Genomic DNA, 25,542 nt, shown 5'->3' with positions numbered 1-25,542 from the left:
GCACCCCCGTCCCGTAACCCCTGGAGGTAGTCCGTGGGCGCTGACACCCCCTCGTCCGGGCTGGAGTTCAAGGTCTCCCTGGACGTCCGGCGCGACCAGCAGCCGCACCACGACGCCCGGATCGACGCCCATCTGCGCGTCAAGGCCATCGGCATCGGCCCCCGTGACGAGGTACCGGCCGTCGAACTCGCCGTCGTCCTCGCGCTGGACGTCGCCGCCGGGCGCCGGGAGGCCGCCTCCGCCGCCCTCGCCGCCACACTGCGCGCCCTGCCCGACGGGGCCTCCTTCGCCGTCCTGGGCGGCGCCGACGAGAGCGGGGAGCCGACCCTCTGCTACCCGCTGCGCGGACGGTGGGCCGTGGCCGACACGATGGAGAGGCGCCGCGCCGCGTTCAGCGCGGGCCGGATCGCCCCGGCCGCGCCGGAGCGGCCGCCGCCCGGGTACCCGGCCTGGCTCGCCGCCGCCCGCGCACTGCTCGCCGGGCGCCCGCTGCCGCTGCGCCACCTGCTGCTGATCACCGACGGCAGCGGCCGGGGCCCGGCGGACGACGCCGAACCGGACGGGGGCGGCTGCGCGCTGCAGGAGGAACTCGCCTCCTGCGAAGGCGTGTTCACCGCGGACGTGGTGGCGGTCGGCGGGGACTGGGATCCCGCGCCGCTGCTCGCCGTCGCCGAGTCCCTGCACGGCACCGCCGAGCACGCCCCCGACCGGTTCGCCCCCGCGGTCACCGGGGCACTGCGACGGCTGCGCCGGGTCCGCAGCCCCGAACTGCCCGTCGTGGTGACCGCACGTCCGGCGGTGCGCGCGGTGGAACTGACCGAGACCGCCCCCCGTCAGCAACGCCTCGAACCGGCCCCCCGCCCGCGGGAACAGGTGTGGTTGCCGCACCGGACCGACTTCCCCACCCACCAGTGGGAGCCGGGCATCCGCGACTACCTCCTCACCGTGCACGCCGACGCGAGCACCGACCCGCTCGGCGTGCTGCTGCAACTGGCCACCGTCTCCGTGGGGGACGCCACCACCGCGCTGCTGGTGCGCTGGCTGCCGCCCGGCGTCGCCGTGGGCGCGGGTGCGACCGGCGGCGGGGGCGGCACCCTCCGGGCGATGAACGCCGCCACCCGGATGCGGACCGCCCTCAACCGCGGCTACGCCGCACTCGACCCGATGAGCCGCGACGAGGCCGAGGCGCAGTTCGGCCTCGCGGTCCGGCTCGCCAACGAGATCGGCGCCGCCTGGGTCCTCCAGGACGTGCGCCAGGTGGCCGACATCCTCGACGGCCCGGGCGGAGTGGTCCGGGTCGGCCCGACCGTCGACCGCGGCACCGTGCGCCGGGGACGGCTGCACATCGCCTCGGGCCACGGGCTGGAACTGCCCGGCCCCACTCCGGCGAAGAAGCCGGTGAAGTGCCCGCACTGCCGTCATCCCGCCGGGCCCCGGGCCCGGTTCTGCATCGCCTGCGGAAGGAACCTGTGATGCCGAGCCCGATGCCCTCGCCGGCCCGGTGGGTGCGCGCCTTCCGGGCCCGCCGGGCGAGCCGTTCACGCACCAGGCGGCTGCTGGAGCGGTACCTGGTCGTCATGGTGGTCACCGCGCTCGTCTCGGTGACGGCCCTGCTCGTCTCCTACCGGGAGGTGCAGAACTCCGCGGGCGAGATGCGCACCCGGGGCGCACCCGCCGTACAGGGCGTGGCGGCCACCCAACTGGCCTGGCTGCGCGCCCACCAGGAGGCGCGGCGATCGGTGGAGGGAAAGATCGACACGGTGGTCGGCGCCGGTGCGCGGTACGAGAACCAGCTGTCCGCCGCCGGCCAGGGCCTGTCCCGGCTCTACGACGTGCAGCTCGACGGGGAACACGGCCAGGGCGTCCTGGATACGGTCAACGGCGTGCGGACCTCGTACAGCAGCTCCCTCACGTCCGGCGCCGTCAAGTACGTGCGGGCCGAGGACGACCTGATGCAGCGGGAGAAGTTCCTGGAGGCCGAGACGCTCCTCACCCGGCCCGGCACCGGCGTCGTACCGCGCCTGGACGTCCTCCAGGAGCACCAGATGCGGCGCGTGGACCGGATCAGCTCGCTGGGCACCCTCCAGCAGACCGGCTGGGCGGCCGCCGAACTGGGCCTGCTGGTCCTCGCCCTGACCTGCGTCGGCGCCCTGTGGGTGCTGCGCCGACGCTGCGGCCGCAGTCACGACCCCTGGCTGCTGGCGACGCTGCTGGTGACCGTCGCGCTCGCCGTCGTCCCGCTGTGGGCCACCGTCCACACCCAGGAGCGGCTGGACACCGCCCGCCACCAGCTGGTCGCGATCGAACGACGGGCCCACGACCGCGTGGACCTGGCCGGCTCCCAGACGTACGTCACCGACAACTCCACCGCGCTGCGTGGCCGGCTGGCCGCCCGGAGCTGGCAGAGCTGGACGTACTACGGGGCGCTGGGCGGCGCCGCGCTGATCGTCGTGCTGCCCGCCGTCGGCATCGTCCGGCGCCTCAACGCCGACTACTGGAGGGCCGGATGAACGCGCCCGGCGCCGGGCGCCCCGACGGCCGGACGAACCCGCGCGCCCGCGCGCTCCTGTTCGTCCTCGCCCTGCTCATGACCGCGGCCGGCTGCGGACTCGCCGCCCCCGGCGGCAGCGACGCGGAACCGAAGGTGACGATCCTCGGCCCGTGGACCGACACGCAGGAGCGGCGGTTCAAGGACGTTTTGGACGGGTTCGGTATCCCTTACACCTACCAGGGGACCGCCGCCACCCGCGAGGTGCTGCTCGCCGAGGTCCAGGCGGGCAACCCGCCCGACATCGCGATCCTGCCGGGCGTCGGCGAACTCGTCGAGTACGCGGACGAGGGGCGGCTGCGCTCGCTGGAGGGGCTGTACGAGCCCGAGGAGTACGGGAACCCGTGGCAGCCCGCGGCCAAGGACATCGCCCACCGGTGGGTGCCGCTCAAGGCCGACCTCAAGTCCATCGTCTGGTACCGCGACGGCCAGGCCCCGGCGCCCCGCCCCGCACCCCTGGCCTCGTGGTGCGTGGGCATGGGGGACGACGGCGCGTCCGGCTGGCCCGGCAGCGACTGGATCGAGGACCTCATCCTCCAGCGCGCCGGACCGGTGCTGTACGCGCGCTGGGCGACCGGCGACCTCGAGTGGACCGACGCCCGGGTGGCCGACGCCTGGACCATCTGGGCCGGAATGCTCGCCGGGGACCCGGGCAGGGCCGGTGACATGCTGCTGGCCGACCACCGCGGCCCGGCCGGGGGACACGGACTGCTGTTCGGGGGCGGTTGCGGCCTGGAGCACCAGGGCTCCTTCGCCCGCGCCTTCTACGGGGACCGCAGCGGCCGGGCCGCCTTCGAGGACTCGGCGTCCCTGCTGCCCGGCGGCCCCTATACGCTGAAGGCGCACGAGGTCTCGGCCGACTTCGCCGCGCTCTTCGGCGGCGGTGACGCGGCCCGCGAAGTGATCCGGCGGCTCGCCTCACGCGACACCCAGGAGGACTGGGGCCGCAAGGGCGGGGTGTTCTCGCCGAACGCCGCGGTCCCGCCCAGGAAGGGCGCGGTCGACGAAGAGGTGAGCCGGCGCCTCGCGGACCAGCGGGTGCCGCTGTGCCTGGACGCGTCGGACGTCATGCCGGCGGCGGTGCGGGACGCGTTCTACGAGGCCGTACTGCTCACGATGGCGCACCCCGCGGAGCCGGTGCGGCCGAGGCTGGAGGACATCCAGAAGGTCCAGGACACCCAGCTCCCGGAAACCCCCCGGCTGACGGGGGTGTGTGGCAGACCACAGTGAGTCTTTGTGGGACTCCCACAAATGAGGACGGGTGTGGGCTGGTACTTCGCCTGCATGGCCCAAGGCTTCTGTCAGGCTCCACCAGGAAACCGGGCAGGAGACTGTACAGAGTCGACGGCAGGGTTTTCGAGGTCTGGTTCGTAGGGTCGATACATGACCGTTGTGGACGAAACCCAGGGCGAGCCGAGCGACACCCGTGGCCGTGTGGCGGAACTGCTGGCGCTGCGCGAGCAGGCCCGGCGCGGACCGAGTGACCGGGCGACCGAGGCCCAGCACGCCAAGGGCAAGCTGACGGCGCGTGAGCGCATCGAGCTGCTCGTGGACCCGGGTTCGTTCAAGGAGGTCGAGCAGCTGCGCCGGCACCGGGCGACCGGCTTCGGCCTGGAGGAGAAGAAGCCGTACACCGACGGTGTCATCACCGGCTGGGGCACGGTCGACGGCCGCACGGTCTTCGTCTACGCACACGACTTCCGGATCTTCGGCGGCGCGCTGGGCGAGGCCCACGCCACGAAGATCCACAAGATCATGGACATGGCCATCTCGGCCGGTGCTCCGCTGGTCTCGCTCAACGACGGCGCCGGCGCGCGTATCCAGGAGGGCGTCTCCGCCCTCGCCGGTTACGGCGGCATCTTCCAGCGCAACACCCGGGCCTCCGGTGTCATCCCCCAGATCAGTGTGATGCTCGGCCCGTGCGCGGGCGGCGCGGCCTACAGCCCCGCCCTCACCGACTTCGTCTTCATGGTCCGTGAGACCTCGCAGATGTTCATCACCGGACCGGACGTCGTCAAGGCGGTCACCGGCGAGGAGATCACGCAGAACGGCCTCGGCGGCGCCGATGTGCACGCCGAGACCTCGGGCGTCGCGCACTTCGCGTACGACGACGAGGAGACCTGCATCGCCGAGGTCCGCTACCTCATCGGGATGCTGCCCTCGAACAACCGGGAGAACCCGCCCGTCGTGCCGAGCGACGACCCGGCCGACCGGCGCGGCGACGTCCTCCTGGACCTGGTCCCGGCCGACGGCAACCGCCCGTACGACATGCACAAGGTCATCGAGGAGCTCGTCGACGACGGCGACTACCTGGAGATCCACGAGCGCTGGGCCCGCAACATCATCTGCGCGCTGGCACGGCTGGACGGCAAGGTCGTCGGCATCGTCGCCAACCAGCCGCAGGCCCTCGCCGGTGTCCTGGACATCGAGGCGAGCGAGAAGGCAGCCCGCTTCGTCCAGATGTGCGACGCGTTCAACATCCCCATCGTCACTCTTCTGGACGTACCCGGCTTCCTGCCCGGCGTCGACCAGGAGCACGGTGGAATCATCCGGCACGGCGCGAAGCTGCTCTACGCCTACTGTAACGCGACGGTGCCGAGGATCTCCCTGATCCTGCGCAAGGCCTACGGCGGTGCTTACATCGTGATGGACAGCCAGTCCATCGGTGCCGACCTCACCTACGCCTGGCCGACCAACGAGATCGCGGTGATGGGCGCCGAAGGTGCCGCCAACGTCATCTTCCGCCGGCAGATCGCCGACGCCGAGGACCCGGAAGCCATGCGGACCCGCATGGTCAAGGAGTACAAGGCCGAACTGATGCACCCGTACTACGCCGCCGAGCGCGGCCTGGTCGACGACGTCATCGACCCCGCCGAGACGCGCGAGGTCCTGATCGCCTCGCTCGCGATGCTCCGCTCCAAGCACGCCGACCTGCCGTCCCGCAAGCACGGCAACCCCCCGCAGTAGTCCGCGGCCCGCAGTGACCCTGCGAGGCCCCGCGAAGACCTGCCGAAGAAGACGGAGAAACACCCATGACCACTGCCACCGAGTCCGTGCTGCGCGTCGAGAAGGGTCTGGCCGACCCCGAGGAGCTGGCCGCCATCACCGCGGTCCTGCTCGCCCGCGCCGCCACCCAGCCCTCCGACGCCCCGGCCGCCCACCTCGGCCGCAACACCGCGGGCTGGCGCCGCCTGGAGCGCACCCCGGGCTTCCGCGCCCCCCACAGCTGGCAGGGCTGACACCGGCCGGACCAAGCCGGTCGAGCACCTCCCATGCCCTTCAGGCTGTGGGGGAGGCTGAGACCACAGCACGGCCGAAGGCCGGGCGGCACGCACCACGAGAGGCCCCGCACTCCCAGCAAGGGAGCACGGGGCCTCACGTACATCCGTGAGCGGGCCGCAGGCCCTACCGCAGGCGAGCCATCAGCGCATGCTCCACCAACGTGATCAGCGCACTCTTCGCATCCGCCCGATGCCGCGCGTCCGTCGTGAGGATCGGCGTGTCCGGCCCGATCTGGAGGGCTTCGCGGACTTCGTCGGGGGTGTACGGCTGGTGGCCGTCGAAGCCGTTGAGGGCGATGACGAACGGCAGGCCGCTGTTCTCGAAGTAGTCGACGGCGGGGAAGCAGTCGGCGAGGCGTCGGGTGTCGACGAGTACCACCGCGCCGATGGCGCCGCGTACGAGGTCGTCCCACATGAACCAGAAGCGGTCCTGTCCGGGCGTACCGAAGAGGTACAGGATCAGGTCCTGGTCCAGGGTGATGCGGCCGAAGTCCATGGCCACCGTCGTGGTGGTCTTGTCCCCGGTGTGCGTCAGGTCGTCGATGCCCGCCGAGGCGGACGTCATCACGGCTTCGGTACGCAGCGGATTGATCTCCGAAACGGCACCGACAAACGTGGTCTTACCCACGCCGAAGCCCCCTGCCACCACGATCTTCGCCGAGGTAGTGGAGCGGGCCGCTCCGCCGCTAGAGCTTGCGAAGTCCACTGAGCACCCTTTCGAGCAGTGTCACATCTGGCTGGCCGCCGGCGGACTCGTCGCCGCCGGGCTGGTGGATAGCGACGAGTCCGGCCTCAGCCAGGTCGGCTACGAGGATCCGGGCAACGCCGAGCGGGATCGAGAGCAAGGCCGAGATCTCGGCCACCGACTTGATCTCGATGCACAGCCGGCAGATCCGCTGGTGCTCGGGCAACTGCCCTTGCAACCGGCTCGGATCGGCCGTCGTACTGACCAACGCCTCAATGGCGAGTTGGTAGCGCGGTCGGGTCCGTCCACCGGTCATGGCGTACGGACGAACGAGCGGATTGTGGGCCGCGGGCGCGGCCGGCTCGGGGGCTCGCCGCGGCTGCACCGGCTGAATGCGGGGCTGCTGCGGGGAGTCGTACCGGTGCGGGCGCTGCGGCCGGTGGGGCTGCTGCGGCTGTTGCTGCGGCCAGTCCGAACCCTGACCGTGCTGAGGCTGCTGCGGCCAGTCCGAGCCCTGAACGTGCTGAGGCTGCTGCTGCGGCTGCCCGTACGGCTGGTAAGGCTGCTGCGCGCCCTGTCTGCCGGGTGTGGAGGGGAAGCCGAAACCATTGTCCCCGTGCTCACCCGGAGTTCGCTGGCCACCGTTGAACTGGTGCCCGCCTGGGGGTGTACCCACGATTCCTCCTCCGCCTGCCGGTCCCGATCACAGTGGGTCCGCGCCACCGAACCCTATGGCGCGGTGACGCGAAACGCACTGTCTGTCTACTAGTTAAGAAGACTTCCCTGAAGCTCGGCGCGGAGGTCCGGGGTGAGGACGCTGCCGGCGCGGTCGACCAGAAGGGCCATTTCGTACCCAACCAGACCGATATCGGCGTCCGGGTGTGCAAGAACGGCCAACGAGGATCCGTCGGAAACGGACATGATGAAGAGGAATCCTCGCTCCATCTCCACAACTGTCTGATTCACGGCGCCGCCCTCGAAGATCCGGCTCGCGCCCGCGGTCAGCGAGGTCAGACCGGAGGCGACAGCCGCCAGCTGGTCCGCACGGTCGCGCGGAAATCCCTCGGACATCGCCAGCAGGAGTCCGTCCGCGGAGACCACCACCGTGTGCGACACCCCGGGGGTGTTGTCCACGAAGTTGGTGATCAACCAGTTCAGATTCTGCGCCGCCTGGCTCATCGGGCTCACACTAACGCTCCTGGTGGTAGGTATTACTGGTGTCCGAACCCGCGTTACGTCCCCGCAGCACGCCACGTCGCAGGTTGCTCAACCTGCCACGCACGTCCTCCGGGGCGCGGGAGACCTGGGGGCCGCCCTGCTGGGTCTGTTCGGCCGTGCCCTCGACCAGGTTGGCCTTGGGCACGCGCCGGGGAAGACCGGAGGGGGTGACCCCGCCCGCCTTCGGCTCCCGGAGCTTCTCGGCCCGCTCCCAGCGCTCGTCGTTCGCCGAGCGCCAGTCCTCGGGACCGGCCCCGTCCGCCTGTGCGGGCTGCGGCGGCGGTTCCTCCTGCTGCTGCGCCGACTGAGGCGCGGCGACCGGCTGTTCGTTGCCCCGGCCGGTGGGCTGCCAGTGCTGCTGGCCGCCGCGTCGCGGCAGACCGGCGTCGGTCAGCTCGTGGCCGGAGTTCGGGACGGGTCCCGAAGGGTCGAAGCCTACGGGGTCCTGTGACGGCGCGGGAGCTCCCGGAAGGGAATCGGTCCCGTCCTGCGCCGCCGGCTCGAACGCGCCCTGGTACGAGCCCTGATCAGCCCACTCTTCCTGCTGGGGCTGGGGGGCGTACTGCTCGTCGTAGGCCTGAACGGGCGCCTGGGGTGCCGCGTACGAGGCGTCCTGGTAGCCGCCCTGCGCGTCGTACCCGGGCTGCTCGGCATAGCCGGTGCCACCCTGGTACGGGTCGTAACCGCCTTCGTGCGAGGGCTGCCCGTACTGCTGCTGCTGCTCCTGCTGCCCGAGCGCCTGCTGGGCCTGCTGCGGCTGCTGCGCGTACGGATCGGCGGCGTACGGGTCCTCGCTGTACGGGGCTTCGCCGTACGGGGCCTGCGCGAACTGCTGCTGCGCCTGGCTATGGTCCTGCTGCTGCGGGAAGGGCGGCCGCTCACCGCCGGTCTGCGCCTCCAGCGCGGCACGGCGCTCCTCACGCATCAGCGAGCGGCCCACCGGGTCGAGCTGGGGGGAGTCCGCCGACGGCTCCTCGTAGCGCGAGTCGTCGAAGCCGAGCTCCGCCGCCGTACGCATCTGGGGCTGCTGCGGGGCAGCGGCGAACGCCTGCTCCTGCTGCGGAATGATCGAGGAGACCGTGAAGTCGTCCTGCGAGGGGGCGCTGTCGCCGCCGCCACCGTGGGTGATCGCGTCCGGCAGCATGACCAGCGAGGTGGTGCCGGCCTGCTCGCCCGAGGGACGCAGCTGCACGCGGATGCCGTGCCGGTCGGAGAGCCGGCCGACCACGAAGAGCCCCATGCGCTGGGAGACCGCGGCATCCACCGTCGGCGGGTTGGCCAGCTTGTGGTTGATGTCGGCGAAGTCCTCGGCGGTGAGGCCGATGCCCTTGTCGTGGATCTCGATCATCACGCGGCTGTCGGGCAGCCGGGTCGCGGTGACCCGCACCTTGGTCTGCGGCGAGGAGAACGTGGTGGCGTTCTCCAGCAGCTCGGCCAGCAGGTGCACGAGGTCGGTGACGGACTGGCCGTGGATCTCGGTCTCCGGCACGCCCGAGAGCTCGATGCGCTCGTAGGACTCCACCTCGGAGGAGGCGGCCCGCAGCACGTCCACCAGCGGAACCGGCTGGTTCCAGCGGCGGCCGGGCTCCTCACCGGCGAGGACGAGGAGGTTCTCGCCGTTGCGGCGCATACGGGTCGCCAGGTGGTCCAGCCGGAAGAGGCTCTCCAGCTGGTCCGGGTCGGCCTCGTTGTTCTCCAGGTCGGTGATGAGGGTCAGCTGGCCCTCGATGAGCGACTGGTTGCGGCGCGAGAGGTTGGTGAAGATCGCGTTGACGTTGCCCCGCAGCATGGCCTGCTCGGCCGCCAGCCGGACCGCCTCGCGGTGCACCTGGTCGAAGGCGCGGGCGACCTCGCCGATCTCGTCCTGAGTGTTGATCGGGATCGGCTGGACACGGGTGTCCACCCGGCCCGGGTCGGTCCGGGAGAGCTGGTCGACGAGCGAGGGCAGCCGCTGCTCGGCGATGCTGAAGGCCGCCGTACGCAGCTGACGCATCGAGCGGCTCATCTGGCGGGCCATGAGCCCGGCCAGGACGAAGGCGGCCAGCAGGGCGATGATCACGATCGCGGCGTTGACGATGGCGTCGGTCCGGGCGCTGGTCGAGATGTCCGCGGCCTCGGTCACCGCCTTGTCGACGAGCTCGTCCTCGACCGTGGTGTACCCGTCGAACTTCGCGGTCGCGGCGGCCATCCAGGTCTCGGGGGTGATCCCCTTCGCCTTGAGTTCCTTGGGGTCCTTGCCCAGGCCGATCTCCTGGGCCATGCCGTCGTAGACCGAGCCGTCGACGGTGGGGGGCGTCACGAAAGGAACGCCGGCCGCGTCGGCCTGCTCCTTCGCCGACTTGAGCTTGGCGGCGCCCTCCGCGGCCTTGCCGGCCATGACCGTCTTCAGCCGGGTGGCGTCGGCCTCCGTACCACCGGAGACGAATTCACCGAGGGCGATCTGCTCCAGGTAGTTGTACGAGCCGAATGCCTTGACCTGGTCGTTGAACTTCCCGGACTCCCGGCTGGGCCGCACCAGCAGGTGCATGCCGATGGAGCGCTGAAGCGATTCTGCGGCCTTGGCCAGCTCGATCGCGTACACGGTACGGCCGTAACTGGTGATGTTGCCGGTGCCGAGGCCCAGTTCGTTGCAGAACTCCATGAGGGAGTGCTGGACCTGGGTGTATCCCTCTTCGGTCTTCACCGGGTCCATGGCGGCGGTGTACGCGGCCTTGCGCAGCGCCGGGAGCTTGGGCTCCTCCAGCTTGAACAGCTTGAGGCGGCGCTCCAGACCCTGCTTGGCGGGCTTGTCCTGCACGGCCGTGTCGAACTTCGCCGCCGCCGCGTCGGTGGTGGCCCGGGCCTGGGTGACGACCTCGGAGTCGCGCTTGTTGGACAGCAGCGGCTGAGCGGTGAGGTCACGCTCGTTGAGCAGCGCCTGCCCGTACTCGGCGGCCGCGCGCACGATCAGCGCGGTCTTCTCGGCGTCCTGGGCCTCCCGCCAGGTGTCGAGCGAGCCCTTCACCTGGAAGCCGCCCATGATCAGGCCGACCAGCACCGGGATCAGCAGGATCGCGTTCAGCCGGGTGGGCACCCGCCAGTTGCGCGGGGACAGCCGGCTGGTGCTGCCACCGGCCGGTATCCCTTCGGACACATCGGCGGACGGCACCGCGGTGCGCGACGGCGGGGTGAAGTTGCCCCGTTCCGCCTGCGCCGCAGCGCCCTCGTTGTTACGCCTCACTCGACCAACAACCTCTCGGCGTCGGCACCTACGTTGTGCCGTGTTCGTTCAGGGCCGTACTACTCGGGAGTTTCGTCGAATTGCAGCACGGCTACCGGTCGCGTTCCAAACAGTCGGAATGTGCGATTCCGAGTGGCCCACGCCTCAGATAAAACGGGCATAAAGAACGAGCCCCGTCAAATGACGGGGCTCAGGTGAGCGCAGTGGAACCGAACGTGCGCATCGGGTACTGACCGGGGGGTAATTCTCTCTCGAAACGTTATGAACACAGGGGTGGATCGTGTCAAAGGACACAGTCCACCCCCGTGTGACTAGTGTAATTGTCGTACGGCAATACCGACTTGTGCCTACTTGAGCCGCGCCATCAAAGCGTGCTCCACCAGCGTGATCAGACCGCTCTTCGCGTCACCGCGGTGCCGTGCGTCGGTCGTGATGATCGGGGTGTCGGGTCCGATCTGGAGGGCTTCGCGGACTTCGTCGGGGGTGTACGGCTGGTGGCCGTCGAAGCCGTTGAGGGCGATGACGAACGGCAGGCCGCTGTTCTCGAAGTAGTCGACGGCGGGGAAGCAGTCGGCGAGGCGTCGGGTGTCGACGAGCACGACGGCGCCGATGGCGCCGCGTACGAGGTCGTCCCACATGAACCAGAAGCGGTCCTGTCCGGGCGTACCGAAGAGGTACAGGATCAGGTCCTGGTCCAGGGTGATGCGGCCGAAGTCCATGGCCACCGTCGTGGTGGTCTTGCCGCCGGTGTGCGTCAGGTCGTCTATGCCCGCCGAGGCGGACGTCATCACGGCTTCGGTACGCAGCGGATTGATCTCCGAAACGGCACCGACAAACGTGGTCTTACCCACGCCGAATCCGCCCGCCACCACGATCTTCGCCGAGGTGGTGGCCCGGGCTGCACCGCCACTAGAGCTTGCGAAGTCCACTGAGCACCCTTTCGAGCAGTGTCACATCCGGCGCGCCGCCGGCCTCTCCGTTGCCCGGCTGGTGGATGGCCACCATGCCGGCTTCCGCCAGGTCCGCGACGAGGATGCGGGCCACGCCGAGCGGCATCGACAGCAGGGCCGACACCTCGGCCACCGACTTGACCTCACGGCACAGGTGGCAGATCCGCTGGTGCTCGGGGAGCAGCGTCCCCAGGTGCGCGGGGTCGGCCGTGGTGCTGACCAGCGCCTCTATCGCTAGCTGGTAGCGCGGTCGGGTCCGGCCGCCGGTCATGGCGTACGGACGGACCAGCGGCTGGTCGCCTTCACCTTCGTACGACGCGTGGTTCAACGCGCCGTACGGATCGGGTGAGGCGGGGGGCGGGGTCATGAATCCTCCGGGCGTGACAGCAGGGTGTCGGCTTGCCGTCTGAAGGGGCCGGTGGGGGGCTGTAAGCGGCCGGACGGGCGAGAGATGAGTGCGTTACCTGGGCTAATCGTCTGTGTCACCGGTTCACGGCCGCCTAGTGGAGCAGGCTGCCCTGGAGCTCGGCACGGAGGTCCGGGGTCAGGACCGTGCCCGCCCGGTCCACCAGCAGGGCCATCTCGTAGCCGACCAGACCGATGTCGGCGTCCGGGTGGGCGAGCACGGCCAGTGAGGAGCCGTCCGAGATGGACATCAGGAAGAGGAACCCGCGTTCCATCTCCACCACGGTCTGGCTGACGGCGCCGCCCTCGAAGATCCGGGAGGCACCCGCGGTCAGCGAGGTCAGACCGGAGGCGACAGCCGCCAGCTGGTCGGCGCGGTCACGCGGGAAACCTTCGGACATCGCCAGCAGCAGGCCGTCTGCGGAGACCACCACCGTGTGCGACACCCCGGGGGTGTTGTCCACGAAGTTGGTGATCAACCAGTTCAGATTCTGTGCGGCCTGACTCATCGGGCTCAACTAACGCTCCTGCTGGTGAGTGGGGCCGAGGGGAAAACTGCCGGTAGACGGGCCGTTGTTGGCCTGCCGTCCCTGCTGGATGCCCCGACGGAGATTGGTCAGCCGCCCGCGCACGTCATCGGGTGCACGTGAGACCTGGGGACCGGACTGATGGTTCTGCTGCTGGGCGGTACCCGGCACCAGATTGGCACGCGGGACCCGCCGAGGCAGACCGGACGTAGTAATTCCGCCTGCTGCGGGCTTCTTCACCCGCTCCGCCTGCCGGACGAGTTCGTCGTTCGGCGAGGCGCGCCAGGAGCTTGTGGCGCCGTTGGTGTCACCGGAACCGCGACGCGGTGCGGCGGGAGCGGGACGCTCCTCGGCGGGCTGCTGGGGGAAACCGGGTGCCTGCGGCGCGGCGGGCGGCTGCTGGCCACCCTGCTGCGGACCGTGGAACCAGTTCGTCTCCAGCGTGTCGTAGAGCGGGGTACGGCCGTCACCGGGGCCGGCCGGAGGCAGCGCCTCGGGCTGCTGCGGCGCGGGCGGCCGGAAGTCCCCGCCCGGAACCGGCGCGACGGGCGGACGCGGGGCACCGAAGTCCCCGTTGTCACGGTCACGCTGGCGCGGCGCGGGCCGGCCCTGCCCCTGCGCGGGCTGCTGCCCGAAGTCCGGGCGGGCGAACTGCGCGGTGCTCGCCGGGTCCGGCATCTGCGGCACGGGCCGCTGTTGCGGAGCCGGTGCCGAGAAGTCCGGACGGGCGAACTCGGCGGTGGCGGCGGGACCCTGCCGGCTGTTGTCCATCGGCGGACGCGGGCTGAGCGGCGGCGGGTTCAGCGGCCGCTGGAACTGGCCGGTGGACTCGGGCTCCTCGTGACCGCGGGGCGCGTCGAGCGGGGAGCGCCGCGGTGCGGACGGCTCCTCGTTGCTGCCCCAGCTGGTGGCCTGCGGGCGCTGCGGCTGGGGGTTGCCACCCGGCAGCTCCGCACGCGGACCGCCGACGGGAGGCAGCTGACGGTCGTTCCGGCCGGGCCCGCCGGGCTGCTGGAAGCCGCCGCCCTGGCCGGCCTGGTCCTGCCGGGCGTGCTGCGGCTGCGGGGCCTGACGGCCGGGGCCGCTCTGCTCCGGACGCTTCTGGTCGAACAGGCTGGGCCGGCCCGAGTCCGTACGGCCGGAGCCGTCACCCTGACCGCGGGCGCCGAGGCGGGCGCCGCCGCCGAAGGCACCGGAGAGCCCGCCGCCCTGACGCGGCGGCTCCTGGCGCGAGGCGTCCGGCTGCCGGCCCTGCGGACCGTTGCCGGACAACCCGGGGCTCGGGAAGCCGGCGTCCTGCTGGCTGCCGGGCTGACCGGGCCGGCCGGGCTGACCCTGCTGGTTCTGGGGACGGTTCGAGCCGTCGCGGGCCGGCAGGGCCGCCCGCGGACCGGAGCCCGCGCCGACCTGGCCGCGCGCGGCTCCGGGGCCGGCGGGAAGCGGCCCGCCGGGGGCCGACGGAGAGCTTTCGAGGCCGGTACGGGGCGCGTTGTTGCCCGCGAGCAGCCCACCGGGGGCGGGCTGCTGGCCCGGAGCCTGCTTCGGAGCCGGCTGCTTGTTGCCCTGCGCGACATCGACCGGGAGCATGACCAGCGCGGTCGTACCACCGGAGTCCGAGGGACGCAGCTGGATGCGGATGCCGTGACGCAGCGACAGCCGGCCGACCACGAACAGACCCATGCGGCGGGAGACCGAGACATCCACGGTGGGCGGCGAGGCGAGCCGCTCGTTGATCGCCGCGAGGTCCTCGGGGGAGAGGCCGATGCCGGTGTCGTGGATCTCGACGAGCACCCGGCCGTCGGGAAGCGCGTGACCGGTGACCCGGACCTTCGTCTGCGGCGAGGAGAACGACGTGGCGTTCTCCAGCAGCTCGGCGAGGAGGTGCACGAGGTCGTTGACGACCCGGCCGGCGACCTCGGTGGCGGGCACCGCGGCCAGTTCGATGCGCTCGTACTGCTCCACCTCGGAGGCGGCGGCACGGAGCACGTCGACCAGCGGCACCGGACGGGTCCACCGGCGGCCCGGCTCCTCACCCGCGAGGACGAGGAGGTTCTCACCGTTACGGCGCATACGCGTCGCGAGGTGGTCGAGCTTGAAGAGCGAGGACAGCTGGTCCGGGTCGGCCTCGCGCGACTCCAGCTCGGAGATGAGCGAGAGCTGACGCTGGATGAGGCCCTGCGAACGACGCGAGAGGTTGGTGAACATCGCGTTGACGTTGCCCCGGAGGAGGGCCTGCTCGGCGGCGAGGCGGACGGCCTCACGGTGCACGTCGTCGAAGGCCGCGGCCACCTTGCCGATCTCGTCACGGGAGTGCACACCGACCGACTCGACGGAGGTGTCGACATCCTGCGGGTCCGTCTCCGAGAGCTGCTTGACGAGCTCGGGCAGCCGGTCCTGGGCGACGCGCGTGGCGGTGTCCTGCAGCCGGCGCAGCGAGCGGATCATGGACCGGGCGACGACGAAGGCGCCGACCAGCGAGACACCGAGCACGAGCAGGATGAGCGCACCGGAGATGATCGCTTCGCGCTGGGACTCGTCGCGCAGCTCGCGCGCCTTGCCCTCCATGTCGCTGAGGAGCGTCTCCTCGATCTGCTTCATGGCCTGGATCTTGGTGGAGTCCTGGTCGTACCAGTCCATGTACGAACGCCGCACGCCCGGACCGCTCATGCCGTTGGCGTTGTTGAGCACCTTCTTGGCGTAGGTGTCGGCGGCCTTGATCTCGGGCTGGCCCTCGTCGAGCGTGGAGGTCAGCTCGTCGGCGCTCTTGCCCGTGGTCGTGTAGATCGCCTCGAAGGAGCGGCGGGCCGCGTCCTCCTTGCGCTGCGCCGCGAGACCGAACTGCTGGTCGTTGCGGTCGAGGTGCGGCTCCTTGTCGTTGCCGCCGGGCAGCGCGGCCGCGATGATCGCGCGCTGGACCGACGCGTACTCCTTGGCGGAGGAGAAGGCCGCCAGGGCGCGGGTCCGCTTGATCATCTCGGGGCTGCTGGTCGCCTGCGCCATGTCCTGGGAGAGGCTCAGCAGCGAGGTGATCAGCTGGCTGTAGGCGTCGACGGTCTGGAGACTCGGACTGTTCTTGGCGTACGCCTGCTTGCGGATGTCACGGATCGAGCCGAGCTGCGACGCGATCTGCTGGACGCTGGAGTGGATGCTCTCCAGGGCCTCGTCACCGGTGGTGTCACCGATGTCGGTCGTCGCGGCGAGGAAAGCCTTCTTCGCCCGGTCGGTCTTCTTCCGCGGCTCGGTGACCTTGAAGTCGGTCGCGGCCACCTTGTTGGACAGCGGGCCGGCCGACCGGTCGCGCTCCTCCTGGAGCGCCTGCGCCAGCGAGGTCGCCTGCTTCGTCATCTGGGTCAGCAGCTGCATGTGCTCCAGCTGCTGGATGTCGTTCATGGAGTCGTTGATACGCAGACCACCCAGCGTGGTCGCGGCGACCACGGGGAGGGCGAGCAGGGAGACCAGACGCGTGCTGATGCGCCAGTTGCGCAGAGCCACTCGTGATCCCGTGCTGACCGGACCCCGCGGCTTGAGCGCGGAGACCGGATCGGTCCCACCGCCCGCCGTGACGCCCGGGCGCTGGGAGCGCTCGCCGTTGTCGCCGGCCGCGGCCGGTCCCGGGTTCTGGGCGTGCTGGGGCGAGGAACCGCGGCCGGTCCCGCCGCGCGGCTCCTGTTCCGCCGCAGCGCTGCCATCCCTCTTGAAACGTCCCTGCACTAGCGTCGCAACCTCTGGACCAGGCGTTCTCCCGTCATGAACGGAAGGAACGGTGTCGGCGTCGTGGGGCGTTGTACCGCCCCATGGTGGTCGTGAGTGACCGGCGCTCTTCCCCTTCCCGCCGCCACTCGGCGCTGCGTAGCGCCCCTGCGCGCCGGCTTGAAACCCGCGGCGGTGCGTGGAATTCCAGCACAGTGCCGGATCTCCAACAAGGGCCAGGTACCGGGCTGTGACCTGGGTGACACGTTGTGATGACGGGGTCACAAGTCGTGGACACCGTTCCCCGGCATAACGGGGCATTGTCGGGGAAACGGGGCGGAGCCTCAGCTGTCCCAGTCGGCATGATCAGGAGCGGAATGGATCATTCAGTGATGCAATGTCCCTTTCATCCATCCACGTTCGACGCCCGAATTGGTGGAATTGTCGCGCACTTCGTGAGCAAACTCACAGGATGATCGCCGTCTCTTCCGAGCCTCCGGAGGGAATGGGATGTTTAGCCTGGCGCTTTACAGGGATGGCGAAACCGACAACCGGCGCCCCTCCGGGTGGCGCCCCTACCGACAGGGTCCGTACGGCAGATGAAGACGACGATGATGTTCCGCAACATTGCCAACCCCCGGCGCACCACGCTGGCGCACCTCAAGGACGCCGAAGCGCTGCAGACGCCGGAGCGGCCGGAGCACGCACTCGACCTGCCGACGCAGACGGCCAACCCGCGCCGCACGATCCTGATGACGGCCCCCGCGGCCACCACGGCCGCCGCGGAGTAATCCCGCACGGATCGGCCCCTCACCCGCGTTAGCCTGGAGCGTCAGTCTTCAGCTACCCAGCAAGTGAGGGGCGACAGCAACCCGTGCGCATCGCCAGGTTCTCCATCGACGGCAATGTCGCCTTCGGCGCGGTCGAGGGCGACGGGCCCGATGGTCTCGTCCTCGACATCATCAAGGGCATCCCGTACGCCGACTTCGAGCTCTCCGGGACCAAGGTCCCGCTGAGCAAGGTCCGGCTGCTCCCGCCCGTGCTCCCCAACAAGGTCGTGGCCATCGGCCGCAACTACGCGGAGCACGCCGCGGAGCTCGGCAACGAGGTCCCCGACGTCCCCGTCGCCTTCTTCAAGCCCACCACCTCGGTGATCGGCTCCGGCGACGCCATCGAGTACCCCTCCTTCTCCAACGAGCTTCACCACGAGGCCGAGCTGGCCGTGGTCATCGGCCGGATGTGCCGCGAAGTGCCGCGGGAGCGGGTCAAGGACGTCATCTTCGGCTACACCTGCGCCAACGACGTCACCGCGCGCGACGCCCAGAAGCGCGAGAAGCAGTGGGCCAGGGCCAAGGGCTTCGACACCTCCTGCCCGCTCGGCCCCTGGGTGGAGACCGACCTCGACCCCAGCGACCTCGCCATCCAGGCCACCGTCAACGGCGAGCAACGCCAGCTCGGCCGGACGAGCGAAATGATCCGGAGCATCGAGGACCTGGTCGTCCACATCACGGAAGCCATGACGCTGCTCCCGGGCGATGTCATCCTCACCGGGACTCCCGCAGGGGTCGGACCCCTCCATGTCGGCGACGAGGTCGCCGTCACCATCGAAGGCATCGGCACTCTCACCAACAAGGTGATCAAGCGTGGTTAACGCACCTATCCCCAAGCCCTCGGCTCCGCTCGAGCAGGGGAGGCCCCATCGCGTACGTTTCTGTCCCTCCCCCACCGGCAACCCCCACGTGGGCCTGGTCCGGACAGCTCTCTTCAACTGGGCCTTCGCCCGGCACCACCAGGGCACCCTGGTCTTCCGCATCGAGGACACCGACGCGGCGCGCGACTCCGAGGAGTCGTACGAGCAGCTCCTCGACGCGATGCGCTGGCTCGGTCTCGACTGGGACGAGGGCCCCGAGGTCGGCGGCCCGCACGCCCCGTACCGCCAGTCGCAGCGCATGGACATCTACAAGGACGTCGCCGAGAGGCTCCTCGCCGCCGGCCACGCGTACCACTGCTACTGCACCACCGAGGAGCTCGACACCCGCCGCGACGCCGCCCGCGCCGCCGGCAAGCCGTCCGGTTACGACGGCCACTGCCGCGACCTGAGCGACGAGCAGAAGGCCGCGTACGAGGCCGAGGGACGCACCTCCATCGTCCGCTTCCGGATGCCCGACGAGGCCCTCACCTTCACCGACCTGGTCCGCGGCGACATCACCGTCCAGCCGGAGAACGTGCCGGACTACGGCATCGTCCGCGCCAACGGTGCCCCGCTGTACACGCTGGTCAACCCGGTCGACGACGCGCTGATGGAGATCACCCACGTCCTGCGCGGCGAGGACCTGCTCTCCTCCACCCCGCGCCAGATCGCCCTGTACGCGGCGCTCACCGAGCTGGGCATCGCCAAGTACACCCCCGCCTTCGGGCACCTCCCGTACGTCATGGGGGAGGGCAACAAGAAGCTCTCCAAGCGCGACCCGCAGGCCTCGCTCAACGTCTACCGCGAGCGTGGCTTCCTGCGTGAGGGGCTGCTCAACTACCTCTCGCTGCTCGGCTGGTCGATCGCCGAGGACCGGGACATCTTCGACATCGACGAGATGGTCGCCGCGTTCGACATCACGGACGTCAACGCCAACCCGGCCCGCTTCGACCTCAAGAAGTGCGAGCACATCAACGCCGAACACATCCGCAAGCTGGATGTGAAGACGTTCACCGAGGCGTGCGGCCCCTGGCTGCGGGCCCCGTTCGCCCCCTGGGCCCCGGAGGCCTTCGACGCGGACGTGTTCGCGGCGATCGCCCCCCACGCCCAGACCCGGGTCACGGTCCTCTCGGAGATCACGGCCAACGTCGACTTCCTCTTCCTCGACGAGCCGGCGACCGACGAGGCGTCCTGGACCAAGGCGATGAAGGAGGGCTCCGACGCCCTGCTCGTCACGGCCCGCGCCAACCTCATCGCCGCCGAGTGGAACGCGGAGGCCCTGAAGGCCGCCATCCTCGCCGCCGGTGAGGAGCACGGCCTGAAGCTCGGCAAGGCGCAGGCCCCGGTCCGCGTCGCCGTCACCGGCCGCACGGTCGGCCTGCCGCTCTTCGAGTCCCTGGAGATCCTGGGCCGCGAGCGCACGATCGCCCGGATCGACGCGGCGCTCGCGAAGCTTGCCGCGTAACAGCCGTACGTACGCCGGAGGCCGGGGTTCCCACAGGGGAGCCCCGGCCTCCGGCCGTTCACGACACGCGCGGCGCCTCGCGCGGGCCGTCGGCCGGGGCGCAGAGGGCTTGGAGGCCGTCCTCCTCGGCCTGCGCAGCACCGCAAAGCCCCACGCGCTCGCCGCGTAGCCGCATACGCTGGTGCGCATGCCGATCCGCGCCGTGCTCTGGGACATCGACGACACGATCTTCGACTACTCCGGCGCCGACCGCGTCGGCATGCGCAAGCACCTGGAGACCGAGGGCCTGCCCGAGGGATACGCCTCGCTGGAACAGGCCCTCGACGCGTGGAAGGCCATCACGGACGTGCAGTGGGCACGGTTCGCGGCCGGCGAGGTCGATTTCCAGGGGCAGCGCAGGGAGCGGGTGCGGTCGTTCCTGGGGCGGTGGCTGAGCGACGGTGAGGCCGACAGCTGGTTCGGAAGGCATGCGGGGCACTACGAGGCGGCCTGGGAGCTGTTCCCGGACGCCGTGCCGGTCCTGGACCGACTGGCGGACGGATACCGTCACGCCGTCCTGTCGAACTCCAGCATCCACAACCAGGACCGCAAGCTGCGCAAGCTCGGCGTCCGGGACCGTTTCGAGGTGGTGCTGTGCGCCGTCGAGCTGGGGGTCTCCAAGCCGGACGCGGGCGCGTTCCTCGCCGCCTGTGAGGCGCTGGACCTGCCCCCGGGGGAGATCGCCTACGTGGGGGACGAACCCGACATCGACGCCGCCGGCGCGGTGGCCGCCGGGCTCGCGGGCGTCTGGCTGGACCGGCGGGGGAGGGGCGGGCGCCCCGAACTGGCCCGGATCACGGCCCTCGACCAGCTCCCCGGCCTGCTGTCGGCCGATACCCGTTTTGGAGCGCCGGACACCTTCAGGTAATGTTCTTCCTGCGCCGCCCAAGCGGAACGAAAGATCCGAACGGGAAGCGCGGACAGGGACAAGACCCCCAGGGGTTGCGTTTCAGTGGGCTATGGTGTAATTGGCAACACTACGGTTTCTGGTACCGTCATTCTAGGTTCGAGTCCTGGTAGCCCAGCGCAAGACAGCAAGACAAGTAAGTTGCAGGAACAAGCCCCCGTTGTGTAGCGGCCTAGCACGCTGCCCTCTCACGGCAGTAGCGCCGGTTCAAATCCGGTCGGGGGTACAGATCCTTCCCGCGAGAACACCTGGGTCGCACCCACGTTTTCGATGCAGGATCGCTAGGGCCCCCGTTGTGTAGCGGCCTAGCACGCTGCCCTCTCACGGCAGTAGCGCCGGTTCGAATCCGGTCGGGGGTACTTGAAACACCATGGGCTATGGTGTAATTGGCAACACTACGGTTTCTGGTACCGTCATTCTAGGTTCGAGTCCTGGTAGCCCAGCGCAAGACAGCAAGACCAGCAAGTCGCAGTATCCAAGCCCCCGTTGTGTAGCGGCCTAGCACGCTGCCCTCTCACGGCAGTAGCGCCGGTTCAAATCCGGTCGGGGGTACAACAGAGCAGCAGGCGAAGGCCCTTCACTCCGGTGAGGGGCCTTCTGCTTGTGTGCGTGGGCTATTCGGCCCGCGCGTCTACCGGGGGCGCGCTCACAGCCCGTACCGCCGGGCCGACTCCTCCTCCTGCGCCAGCCGTCGCAGCGCCGCCAGCAGCGGTTCGTGCAGCACCGCGGAGGCGACCGCCATCTCCACCTGCTCGGACTGTGTGGGATACGTCTCCATCATGTCCAGGTCCCGGACCGCCACGGCGTGCATGAGGCGGGCGTGGTCCGCCAGATAGTCGCCCCAGCACGGGTAGCCGAGACGGATCAGGGTGGCCAGGGACGCCACCAGGGAGCGGTGGGAGGGGGAGAGGGCGCCGATCTCCTGCGCGGTGGTCCACCCCAGCCGGTCCAGGAGTCGCTCGACCTCCGCGGCGGCGAGCGCCGTCTCGGGCGCCTGTTCATCCGGCTCGGGACCGTGCGGCAGCGACCAGAGGGCCGCCCCCAGCCGGATCGTCCGGCTCAGGGACGTGTCGTCGGCATGGTTCAGCACCTCGCGCGCCGTGGCGACGGGGAGGCGGCCCACCTGGAGGAGGGCCCGGATCAGTCGCAGCCGGCGCACATGGCCGTCGTCGTACTCGGCCTGTGTCGCGCTCACTCGCTGCCCCGGCGGCAACAGCCCTTCGCGCAGGTAGTACTTGATCGTCGCCGTACTCACGCCGCTCTGCTCGCTCAGTTCCGAGAGCCGCATTCCGTCCCCTCTCTTGCGCTGCCGTTCGGGCAGTGGAACTATCCAATCATTGGATAGTTCCACTCTCCAACGGAGCCTGGGGGCCCGCATGTTCGCTCAACCGATTCCGGGACGGACGACCGCGGCGGCCGAGGGGGATGTGGTCATCCTGCTGATCGGCATGCGCATCAACCACTTCCGGGGCGTTCACCACTGGCTTCCCGTCCTGCTCGCGATGCCGCGTCTGCTGAGGGAGTTGAGCCGGAACAAGAGCCGCGGCCTGCTCGGGTACACGCTGCTGTCCGGCTCGCCGAGGACGTACTACGTCGTCCAGTACTGGGAGTCGAAGGAGAAGCTGTACGCATACGCCCAGGCGCCGGACATGCTGCACCGCAAGGCGTGGGCGATGATCAACCGCAAGGAGAAGAAGTCCCGGCAGCACGTGGGGCTGTGGCACGAGACCTACGTGGTGCCCGAGGGCGGGTACGAGTCCATATACGCGGATATGCCGGCGTACGGACTGGCCGCGGCGACCGGGTCGCTGCCGATCGAGGGGCGGGGCCGCCGTGGGGCGGATCGTTTCGCACACCGCTCGACGGCGAAGTGAGGCGTTGGGCTGAACGGAGTGGGGGCCGCCACGACGCTGGGGCGGCATTGGGGAAAAGCGGAGGCCCGGCGGTTCAGCCCGTGCGGCGCAGCGCCTCGCTCAGCCGGGCGGCCGAGTCGATGACGGCCTGGGCGTGCATCCGGCCCGGGTGGCGGGTCAGCCGCTCGATCGGTCCGGAGACCGAGACCGCCGCGACCACCCGGTTCGAGGGGCCGCGCACCGGGGCGGAGACCGAGGCGACGCCCGGTTCGCGCTCACCGATCGACTGGGCCCAGCCCCGGCGCCGTACGCCGGAGAGGGCCGTCGCCGTGAAGCGGGCGCCCTGGAGGCCGCGGTGCAGGCGCTCCGGCTCCTCCCAGGCCATCAGGATCTGGGCGGAGGATCCCGCCTTCATGGTGAGCGTGGAGCCGACCGGCACGGTGTCCCGCAGGCCGGACAGCCGTTCCGCCGCCGCCACGCAGATACGCATGTCCCCCTGCCGGCGATAGAGCTGGGCGCTCTCGCCGGTGATGTCCCGGAGGTGGGTGAGCACCGGTCCCGCCGTGGCGAGCAGCCGGTCCTCGCCCGCCGCGGCGGCGAGCTCCGACAGGCGGGGGCCGAGAATGAAACGGCCCTGCATGTCCCTTGCCACCATGCGGTGATGTTCCAGTGCCACGGCCAGCCGGTGTGCCGTGGGTCGTGCGAGCCCGGTCGCCGCTACCAGCCCGGCGAGGGTGGCCGGTCCGGACTCCAGGGCGCTCAATACCAGAGCTGCCTTGTCGAGAACGCCGACGCCGCTAGAGTTGTCCATACGACGATACTCGCGTCTCACTCTGTGAAACGCAAGTTCAATTTTCCAGGGAAGTTGCGAACCTGTACGGGCGGCCCCACAACGGCCCGTAGCCACCGCCCCGCACGGGGGTCCGGACGGGGGCGCACCGAATCTCTAGTTGGGCCGGCGACGACGCCGGCCGGAGGGAAAGCGATGGGTAGGACACTCGCGGAGAAGGTTTGGGACGACCACGTCGTCCGGCGCGCCGAAGGCGAGCCCGACCTCCTCTACATCGATCTGCACCTGCTGCACGAGGTGACCAGCCCGCAGGCCTTCGACGGTCTGCGGCAGGCCGGACGCCCGGTGCGGCGCCTCGACCTCACCATCGCCACCGAGGACCACAACACCCCGACCCTCGACATCGACAAGCCGATCGCCGACCCGGTCTCCCGCGCCCAGCTGGAGACCCTGCGCAGGAACTGCGCGGAGTTCGGCGTCCGGCTGCACCCCCTGGGCGACGTCGAGCAGGGCGTCGTGCACGTGGTCGGCCCGCAGCTGGGGCTGACCCAGCCCGGCACGACGGTCGTCTGCGGCGACTCCCACACCTCCACGCACGGTGCGTTCGGCGCCCTGGCGTTCGGTATCGGCACCAGCCAGGTCGAGCACGTGCTCGCCACCCAGACGCTGCCGCTGGCCCGCCCGAAGACGATGGCGATCACCATCGAAGGCGAACTGCCCGACACCGTCACCGCCAAGGACCTGATCCTCGCGATCATCACGCGGATCGGCACCGGCGGCGGCCAGGGCTACATCCTCGAATACCGCGGCTCCGCCATCGAGAAGCTCTCGATGGAGGCCCGGATGACCATCTGCAACATGTCGATCGAGGCCGGCGCGCGGGCGGGCATGATCGCCCCCGACAAGACCACCTTCGACTATCTGCAGGGCCGGGACCACGCCCCGCAGGGCGAGGACTGGGACGCGGCCGTCGCGTACTGGAAGACGCTGCGCACGGACGACGACGCGGTCTTCGACGCCGAGGTGGTCATCGACGCCACCGAACTGGCGCCGTTCGTCACCTGGGGCACCAACCCCGGCCAGGGCGCGCCGCTGTCGGCCAACGTCCCCGATCCTGCTTCGTACGAGGACGCCTCGGAGCGCAACGCCGCCGAAAAGGCTCTGGAGTACATGGGGTTGACCGCCGGGCAGCCGCTGCGCGAGATCAACGTCGACACCGTCTTCGTAGGCTCCTGCACCAACGGCCGGATCGAGGACCTGCGCAACGCGGCCGCGATCCTGGACGGCCGCAAAGTCGCCGACGGCGTACGCATGCTGGTCGTCCCGGGCTCCGTCCGGGTCGCCCTGCAGGCCGTGGAGGAGGGCCTGGACAAGGTCTTCACCGCCGCCGGCGCCGAATGGCGGCACGCGGGCTGTTCGATGTGTCTCGGCATGAACCCCGACCAGCTGGCCCCCGGCGAGCGCTCCGCCTCGACCTCGAACCGCAACTTCGAGGGCCGGCAGGGCAAGGGCGGCCGTACGCACCTGGTCTCCCCGCAGGTCGCCGCCGCCACCGCCGTGCTGGGCCATCTGGCCTCGCCCGCCGACCTGTCCGACGTCCGTACGCCCGCCGGAGTCTGAGAATCATGGAAGCTTTCACCGCACACACCGGCCGGGCCGTCCCGCTGCGCCGCAGCAACGTCGACACCGACCAGATCATCCCCGCCCACTGGCTGAAGAAGGTCACCCGGGACGGCTTCGAGGACGGGCTCTTCGAGGCCTGGCGCAAGGACGAGAACTTCGTCCTCAACCTCCCGGAGCGCCAGGGTGCCTCGGTCCTGGTGGCCGGCCCCGACTTCGGCACCGGCTCGTCCCGCGAGCACGCGGTCTGGGCGCTCCAGAACTACGGCTTCAAGACCGTCATCTCCGCCCGGTTCGCCGACATCTTCCGCGGTAACTCGCTGAAGAACGGGCTGTTGACCGTGGTCCTGGACCAGCAGGTCGTCGACGCCCTGTGGGAGCTGACCGAGGCCGATCCGACGGCCGAGATCACCGTCGACCTGGAGAAGCGCCAGGTCCTCGCGGAAGGCATCACCGCCGACTTCGAGCTCGACGAGAACGCCCGCTGGCGGCTGCTGAACGGGCTGGACGACATCAGCCTCACCCTGCAGAACGAAGCGGACATCGCGGGCTACGAGGCGGCCAGGCCGGCCCACAAGCCCCGTACAATTAACGCCTGAGCAGCGCGTTTCCCGTACTGCGCCCCCTGCCTTCTGGTAGGGGGCGCAGTCGCTT

At 70.3% G+C, this 25,542-nt stretch carries 22 protein-coding genes and 5 tRNA genes; 17 read left to right on the top strand and 10 right to left on the bottom strand.

The window, feature by feature from the left end; genetic code table 11:
- Positions 1-33 precede the first annotated feature (33 nt).
- The 5 genes from ACFYPA_RS08340 to ACFYPA_RS08320 all read left to right on the top strand — a co-directional run bounded on the left by ACFYPA_RS08340 (position 34) and on the right by ACFYPA_RS08320 (position 5,787).
- Positions 34-1,473: a zinc ribbon domain-containing protein gene (locus tag ACFYPA_RS08340; RefSeq protein WP_359355811.1), complete on the top strand. Its 1,440-nt coding sequence runs from the start codon at positions 34-36 to the stop codon at positions 1,471-1,473.
- The gene (locus ACFYPA_RS08335; protein WP_389130565.1) at positions 1,473-2,510 is read left to right on the top strand and encodes a hypothetical protein; all 1,038 of its coding nucleotides are present in this window, start codon (positions 1,473-1,475) and stop codon (positions 2,508-2,510) included. The genes ACFYPA_RS08340 and ACFYPA_RS08335 overlap by 1 nt, the downstream gene beginning before the upstream one ends.
- The gene (locus ACFYPA_RS08330; protein ID WP_389130562.1) at positions 2,507-3,778 is read left to right on the top strand and encodes a carbohydrate ABC transporter substrate-binding protein; all 1,272 of its coding nucleotides are present in this window, start codon (positions 2,507-2,509) and stop codon (positions 3,776-3,778) included. Before ACFYPA_RS08335 ends, ACFYPA_RS08330 begins: the two co-directional genes overlap by 4 nt.
- Positions 3,779-3,931: 153 nt before the next feature.
- Positions 3,932-5,515 (top strand): acyl-CoA carboxylase subunit beta, encoded by a 1,584-nt coding sequence (locus ACFYPA_RS08325; RefSeq protein ID WP_359077498.1) that lies wholly within the window; start codon positions 3,932-3,934, stop codon positions 5,513-5,515.
- A gap of 65 nt (positions 5,516-5,580) precedes the next feature.
- A complete protein-coding gene (locus ACFYPA_RS08320; protein ID WP_359077500.1) occupies positions 5,581-5,787 on the top strand; it encodes an acyl-CoA carboxylase subunit epsilon in 207 nt (68 codons plus the stop codon).
- Between the two features lie 166 nt (positions 5,788-5,953).
- On the opposite strand, the gene ACFYPA_RS08315 is transcribed toward ACFYPA_RS08320, so the two are convergent.
- The 8 genes from ACFYPA_RS08315 to ACFYPA_RS08280 form a co-directional block, all read right to left on the bottom strand.
- The gene (locus tag ACFYPA_RS08315; protein ID WP_014048542.1) at positions 5,954-6,535 is read right to left on the bottom strand and encodes an ATP/GTP-binding protein; all 582 of its coding nucleotides are present in this window, start codon (positions 6,533-6,535) and stop codon (positions 5,954-5,956) included.
- Positions 6,516-7,190, bottom strand: a complete 675-nt coding sequence (locus tag ACFYPA_RS08310; RefSeq protein ID WP_359077502.1) for a DUF742 domain-containing protein — start codon at positions 7,188-7,190, stop codon at positions 6,516-6,518. Before ACFYPA_RS08310 ends, ACFYPA_RS08315 begins: the two co-directional genes overlap by 20 nt.
- An 89-nt stretch (positions 7,191-7,279) precedes the next feature.
- Entirely contained in the window at positions 7,280-7,693 is a 414-nt protein-coding gene (locus ACFYPA_RS08305; RefSeq protein ID WP_018551717.1) for a roadblock/LC7 domain-containing protein, read from the bottom strand.
- 10 nt (positions 7,694-7,703) lie between these two features.
- Positions 7,704-10,952 carry a nitrate- and nitrite sensing domain-containing protein gene (locus ACFYPA_RS08300; protein ID WP_389130558.1) on the bottom strand — a complete coding sequence of 1,083 codons (3,249 nt, stop codon included), beginning with the start codon at positions 10,950-10,952 and terminating at the stop codon, positions 7,704-7,706.
- Between the two features lie 347 nt (positions 10,953-11,299).
- Positions 11,300-11,881 (bottom strand): ATP/GTP-binding protein, encoded by a 582-nt coding sequence (locus tag ACFYPA_RS08295; protein WP_073738725.1) that lies wholly within the window; start codon positions 11,879-11,881, stop codon positions 11,300-11,302.
- Positions 11,862-12,269, bottom strand: coding sequence for a DUF742 domain-containing protein (locus ACFYPA_RS08290; RefSeq protein ID WP_073738726.1), 408 nt, complete (start codon positions 12,267-12,269; stop codon positions 11,862-11,864). The genes ACFYPA_RS08295 and ACFYPA_RS08290 overlap by 20 nt, the downstream gene beginning before the upstream one ends.
- 133 nt (positions 12,270-12,402) lie before the next feature.
- A complete protein-coding gene (locus tag ACFYPA_RS08285; RefSeq protein WP_006127850.1) occupies positions 12,403-12,816 on the bottom strand; it encodes a roadblock/LC7 domain-containing protein in 414 nt (137 codons plus the stop codon).
- Positions 12,817-12,825: 9 nt separating this feature from the next.
- Positions 12,826-16,545 (bottom strand): nitrate- and nitrite sensing domain-containing protein, encoded by a 3,720-nt coding sequence (locus tag ACFYPA_RS08280; protein WP_389130555.1) that lies wholly within the window; start codon positions 16,543-16,545, stop codon positions 12,826-12,828.
- A gap of 578 nt (positions 16,546-17,123) precedes the next feature.
- Between ACFYPA_RS08280 and ACFYPA_RS08275 the strand changes: the two genes are divergently transcribed.
- The 9 genes from ACFYPA_RS08275 (at position 17,124) to ACFYPA_RS08235 (ending at position 21,177) form a co-directional block, all read left to right on the top strand.
- Positions 17,124-17,315, top strand: a complete 192-nt coding sequence (locus ACFYPA_RS08275) for a hypothetical protein (protein ID WP_359317214.1) — start codon at positions 17,124-17,126, stop codon at positions 17,313-17,315.
- A gap of 83 nt (positions 17,316-17,398) precedes the next feature.
- Positions 17,399-18,175, top strand: coding sequence for a fumarylacetoacetate hydrolase family protein (locus ACFYPA_RS08270; RefSeq protein WP_359077511.1), 777 nt, complete (start codon positions 17,399-17,401; stop codon positions 18,173-18,175).
- Complete coding sequence (gene gltX, locus ACFYPA_RS08265) at positions 18,168-19,679, top strand: glutamate--tRNA ligase (protein WP_359077513.1); 1,512 nt, start codon at positions 18,168-18,170, stop codon at positions 19,677-19,679. The genes ACFYPA_RS08270 and gltX overlap by 8 nt, the downstream gene beginning before the upstream one ends.
- Positions 19,680-19,866: 187 nt before the next feature.
- Positions 19,867-20,586, top strand: a complete 720-nt coding sequence (locus ACFYPA_RS08260) for an HAD family hydrolase (protein WP_359317211.1) — start codon at positions 19,867-19,869, stop codon at positions 20,584-20,586.
- A gap of 85 nt (positions 20,587-20,671) precedes the next feature.
- Positions 20,672-20,743, top strand: a tRNA-Gln gene (locus ACFYPA_RS08255).
- Between the two features lie 35 nt (positions 20,744-20,778).
- Positions 20,779-20,851 (top strand) — tRNA-Glu (locus ACFYPA_RS08250).
- Between the two features lie 60 nt (positions 20,852-20,911).
- Positions 20,912-20,984: transfer RNA gene (locus tag ACFYPA_RS08245), tRNA-Glu, on the top strand.
- Between the two features lie 12 nt (positions 20,985-20,996).
- Positions 20,997-21,068 (top strand) — tRNA-Gln (locus ACFYPA_RS08240).
- A 36-nt stretch (positions 21,069-21,104) separates the two neighbouring features.
- Positions 21,105-21,177: transfer RNA gene (locus ACFYPA_RS08235), tRNA-Glu, on the top strand.
- A gap of 94 nt (positions 21,178-21,271) precedes the next feature.
- On the opposite strand, the gene ACFYPA_RS08230 is transcribed toward ACFYPA_RS08235, so the two are convergent.
- Positions 21,272-21,913 carry a MerR family transcriptional regulator gene (locus ACFYPA_RS08230; protein WP_359077517.1) on the bottom strand — a complete coding sequence of 214 codons (642 nt, stop codon included), beginning with the start codon at positions 21,911-21,913 and terminating at the stop codon, positions 21,272-21,274.
- 88 nt (positions 21,914-22,001) lie between these two features.
- Here ACFYPA_RS08230 and ACFYPA_RS08225 point away from each other — a divergent pair, with 88 nt between their 5' ends.
- Positions 22,002-22,499, top strand: coding sequence for a DUF4188 domain-containing protein (locus ACFYPA_RS08225; protein ID WP_359077519.1), 498 nt, complete (start codon positions 22,002-22,004; stop codon positions 22,497-22,499).
- Positions 22,500-22,572: 73 nt separating this feature from the next.
- Here the strand turns inward: ACFYPA_RS08225 and ndgR are convergent, their stop codons facing one another.
- Positions 22,573-23,289 carry an IclR family transcriptional regulator NdgR gene (gene ndgR / locus ACFYPA_RS08220; RefSeq protein WP_003966003.1) on the bottom strand — a complete coding sequence of 239 codons (717 nt, stop codon included), beginning with the start codon at positions 23,287-23,289 and terminating at the stop codon, positions 22,573-22,575.
- A 174-nt stretch (positions 23,290-23,463) separates the two neighbouring features.
- Between ndgR and leuC the strand changes: the two genes are divergently transcribed.
- Both leuC and leuD read left to right on the top strand, forming a co-directional pair.
- Positions 23,464-24,888 (top strand): 3-isopropylmalate dehydratase large subunit, encoded by a 1,425-nt coding sequence (gene leuC, locus ACFYPA_RS08215; RefSeq protein ID WP_359077522.1) that lies wholly within the window; start codon positions 23,464-23,466, stop codon positions 24,886-24,888.
- Between the two features lie 5 nt (positions 24,889-24,893).
- Entirely contained in the window at positions 24,894-25,487 is a 594-nt protein-coding gene (leuD, locus tag ACFYPA_RS08210; protein ID WP_359077524.1) for a 3-isopropylmalate dehydratase small subunit, read from the top strand.
- Positions 25,488-25,542 lie beyond the last annotated feature (55 nt).

It is taken from the genome of Streptomyces sp. NPDC005775 (genome assembly GCF_042871565.1).
Taxonomy (GTDB): Bacteria; Actinomycetota; Actinomycetes; order Streptomycetales; family Streptomycetaceae; genus Streptomyces.
This window is presented reverse-complemented; position numbering and strand designations above follow the sequence as displayed.

Bases quoted from the DNA above. Each gene is read 5' to 3' on its own strand.
- ACFYPA_RS08230 (WP_359077517.1), bottom strand. From the start codon at position 21,913: ATGCGGCTCTCGGAACTGAGCGAGCAGAGCGGCGTGAGTACGGCGACG.
- ACFYPA_RS08225 (WP_359077519.1), top strand. From the start codon at position 22,002: ATGTTCGCTCAACCGATTCCGGGACGGACGACCGCGGCGGCCGAGGGG.
- ndgR (WP_003966003.1), bottom strand. From the start codon at position 23,289: ATGGACAACTCTAGCGGCGTCGGCGTTCTCGACAAGGCAGCTCTGGTA.
- ACFYPA_RS08305 (WP_018551717.1), bottom strand. From the start codon at position 7,693: ATGAGCCAGGCGGCGCAGAATCTGAACTGGTTGATCACCAACTTCGTG.
- leuD (WP_359077524.1), top strand. From the start codon at position 24,894: ATGGAAGCTTTCACCGCACACACCGGCCGGGCCGTCCCGCTGCGCCGC.
- ACFYPA_RS08260 (WP_359317211.1), top strand. From the start codon at position 19,867: ATGCCGATCCGCGCCGTGCTCTGGGACATCGACGACACGATCTTCGAC.
- ACFYPA_RS08320 (WP_359077500.1), top strand. From the start codon at position 5,581: ATGACCACTGCCACCGAGTCCGTGCTGCGCGTCGAGAAGGGTCTGGCC.
- ACFYPA_RS08275 (WP_359317214.1), top strand. From the start codon at position 17,124: ATGAAGACGACGATGATGTTCCGCAACATTGCCAACCCCCGGCGCACC.
- ACFYPA_RS08285 (WP_006127850.1), bottom strand. From the start codon at position 12,816: ATGAGTCAGGCCGCACAGAATCTGAACTGGTTGATCACCAACTTCGTG.
- leuC (WP_359077522.1), top strand. From the start codon at position 23,464: ATGGGTAGGACACTCGCGGAGAAGGTTTGGGACGACCACGTCGTCCGG.
- ACFYPA_RS08290 (WP_073738726.1), bottom strand. From the start codon at position 12,269: ATGACCCCGCCCCCCGCCTCACCCGATCCGTACGGCGCGTTGAACCAC.
- ACFYPA_RS08335 (WP_389130565.1), top strand. From the start codon at position 1,473: ATGCCGAGCCCGATGCCCTCGCCGGCCCGGTGGGTGCGCGCCTTCCGG.
- ACFYPA_RS08330 (WP_389130562.1), top strand. From the start codon at position 2,507: ATGAACGCGCCCGGCGCCGGGCGCCCCGACGGCCGGACGAACCCGCGC.
- ACFYPA_RS08325 (WP_359077498.1), top strand. From the start codon at position 3,932: ATGACCGTTGTGGACGAAACCCAGGGCGAGCCGAGCGACACCCGTGGC.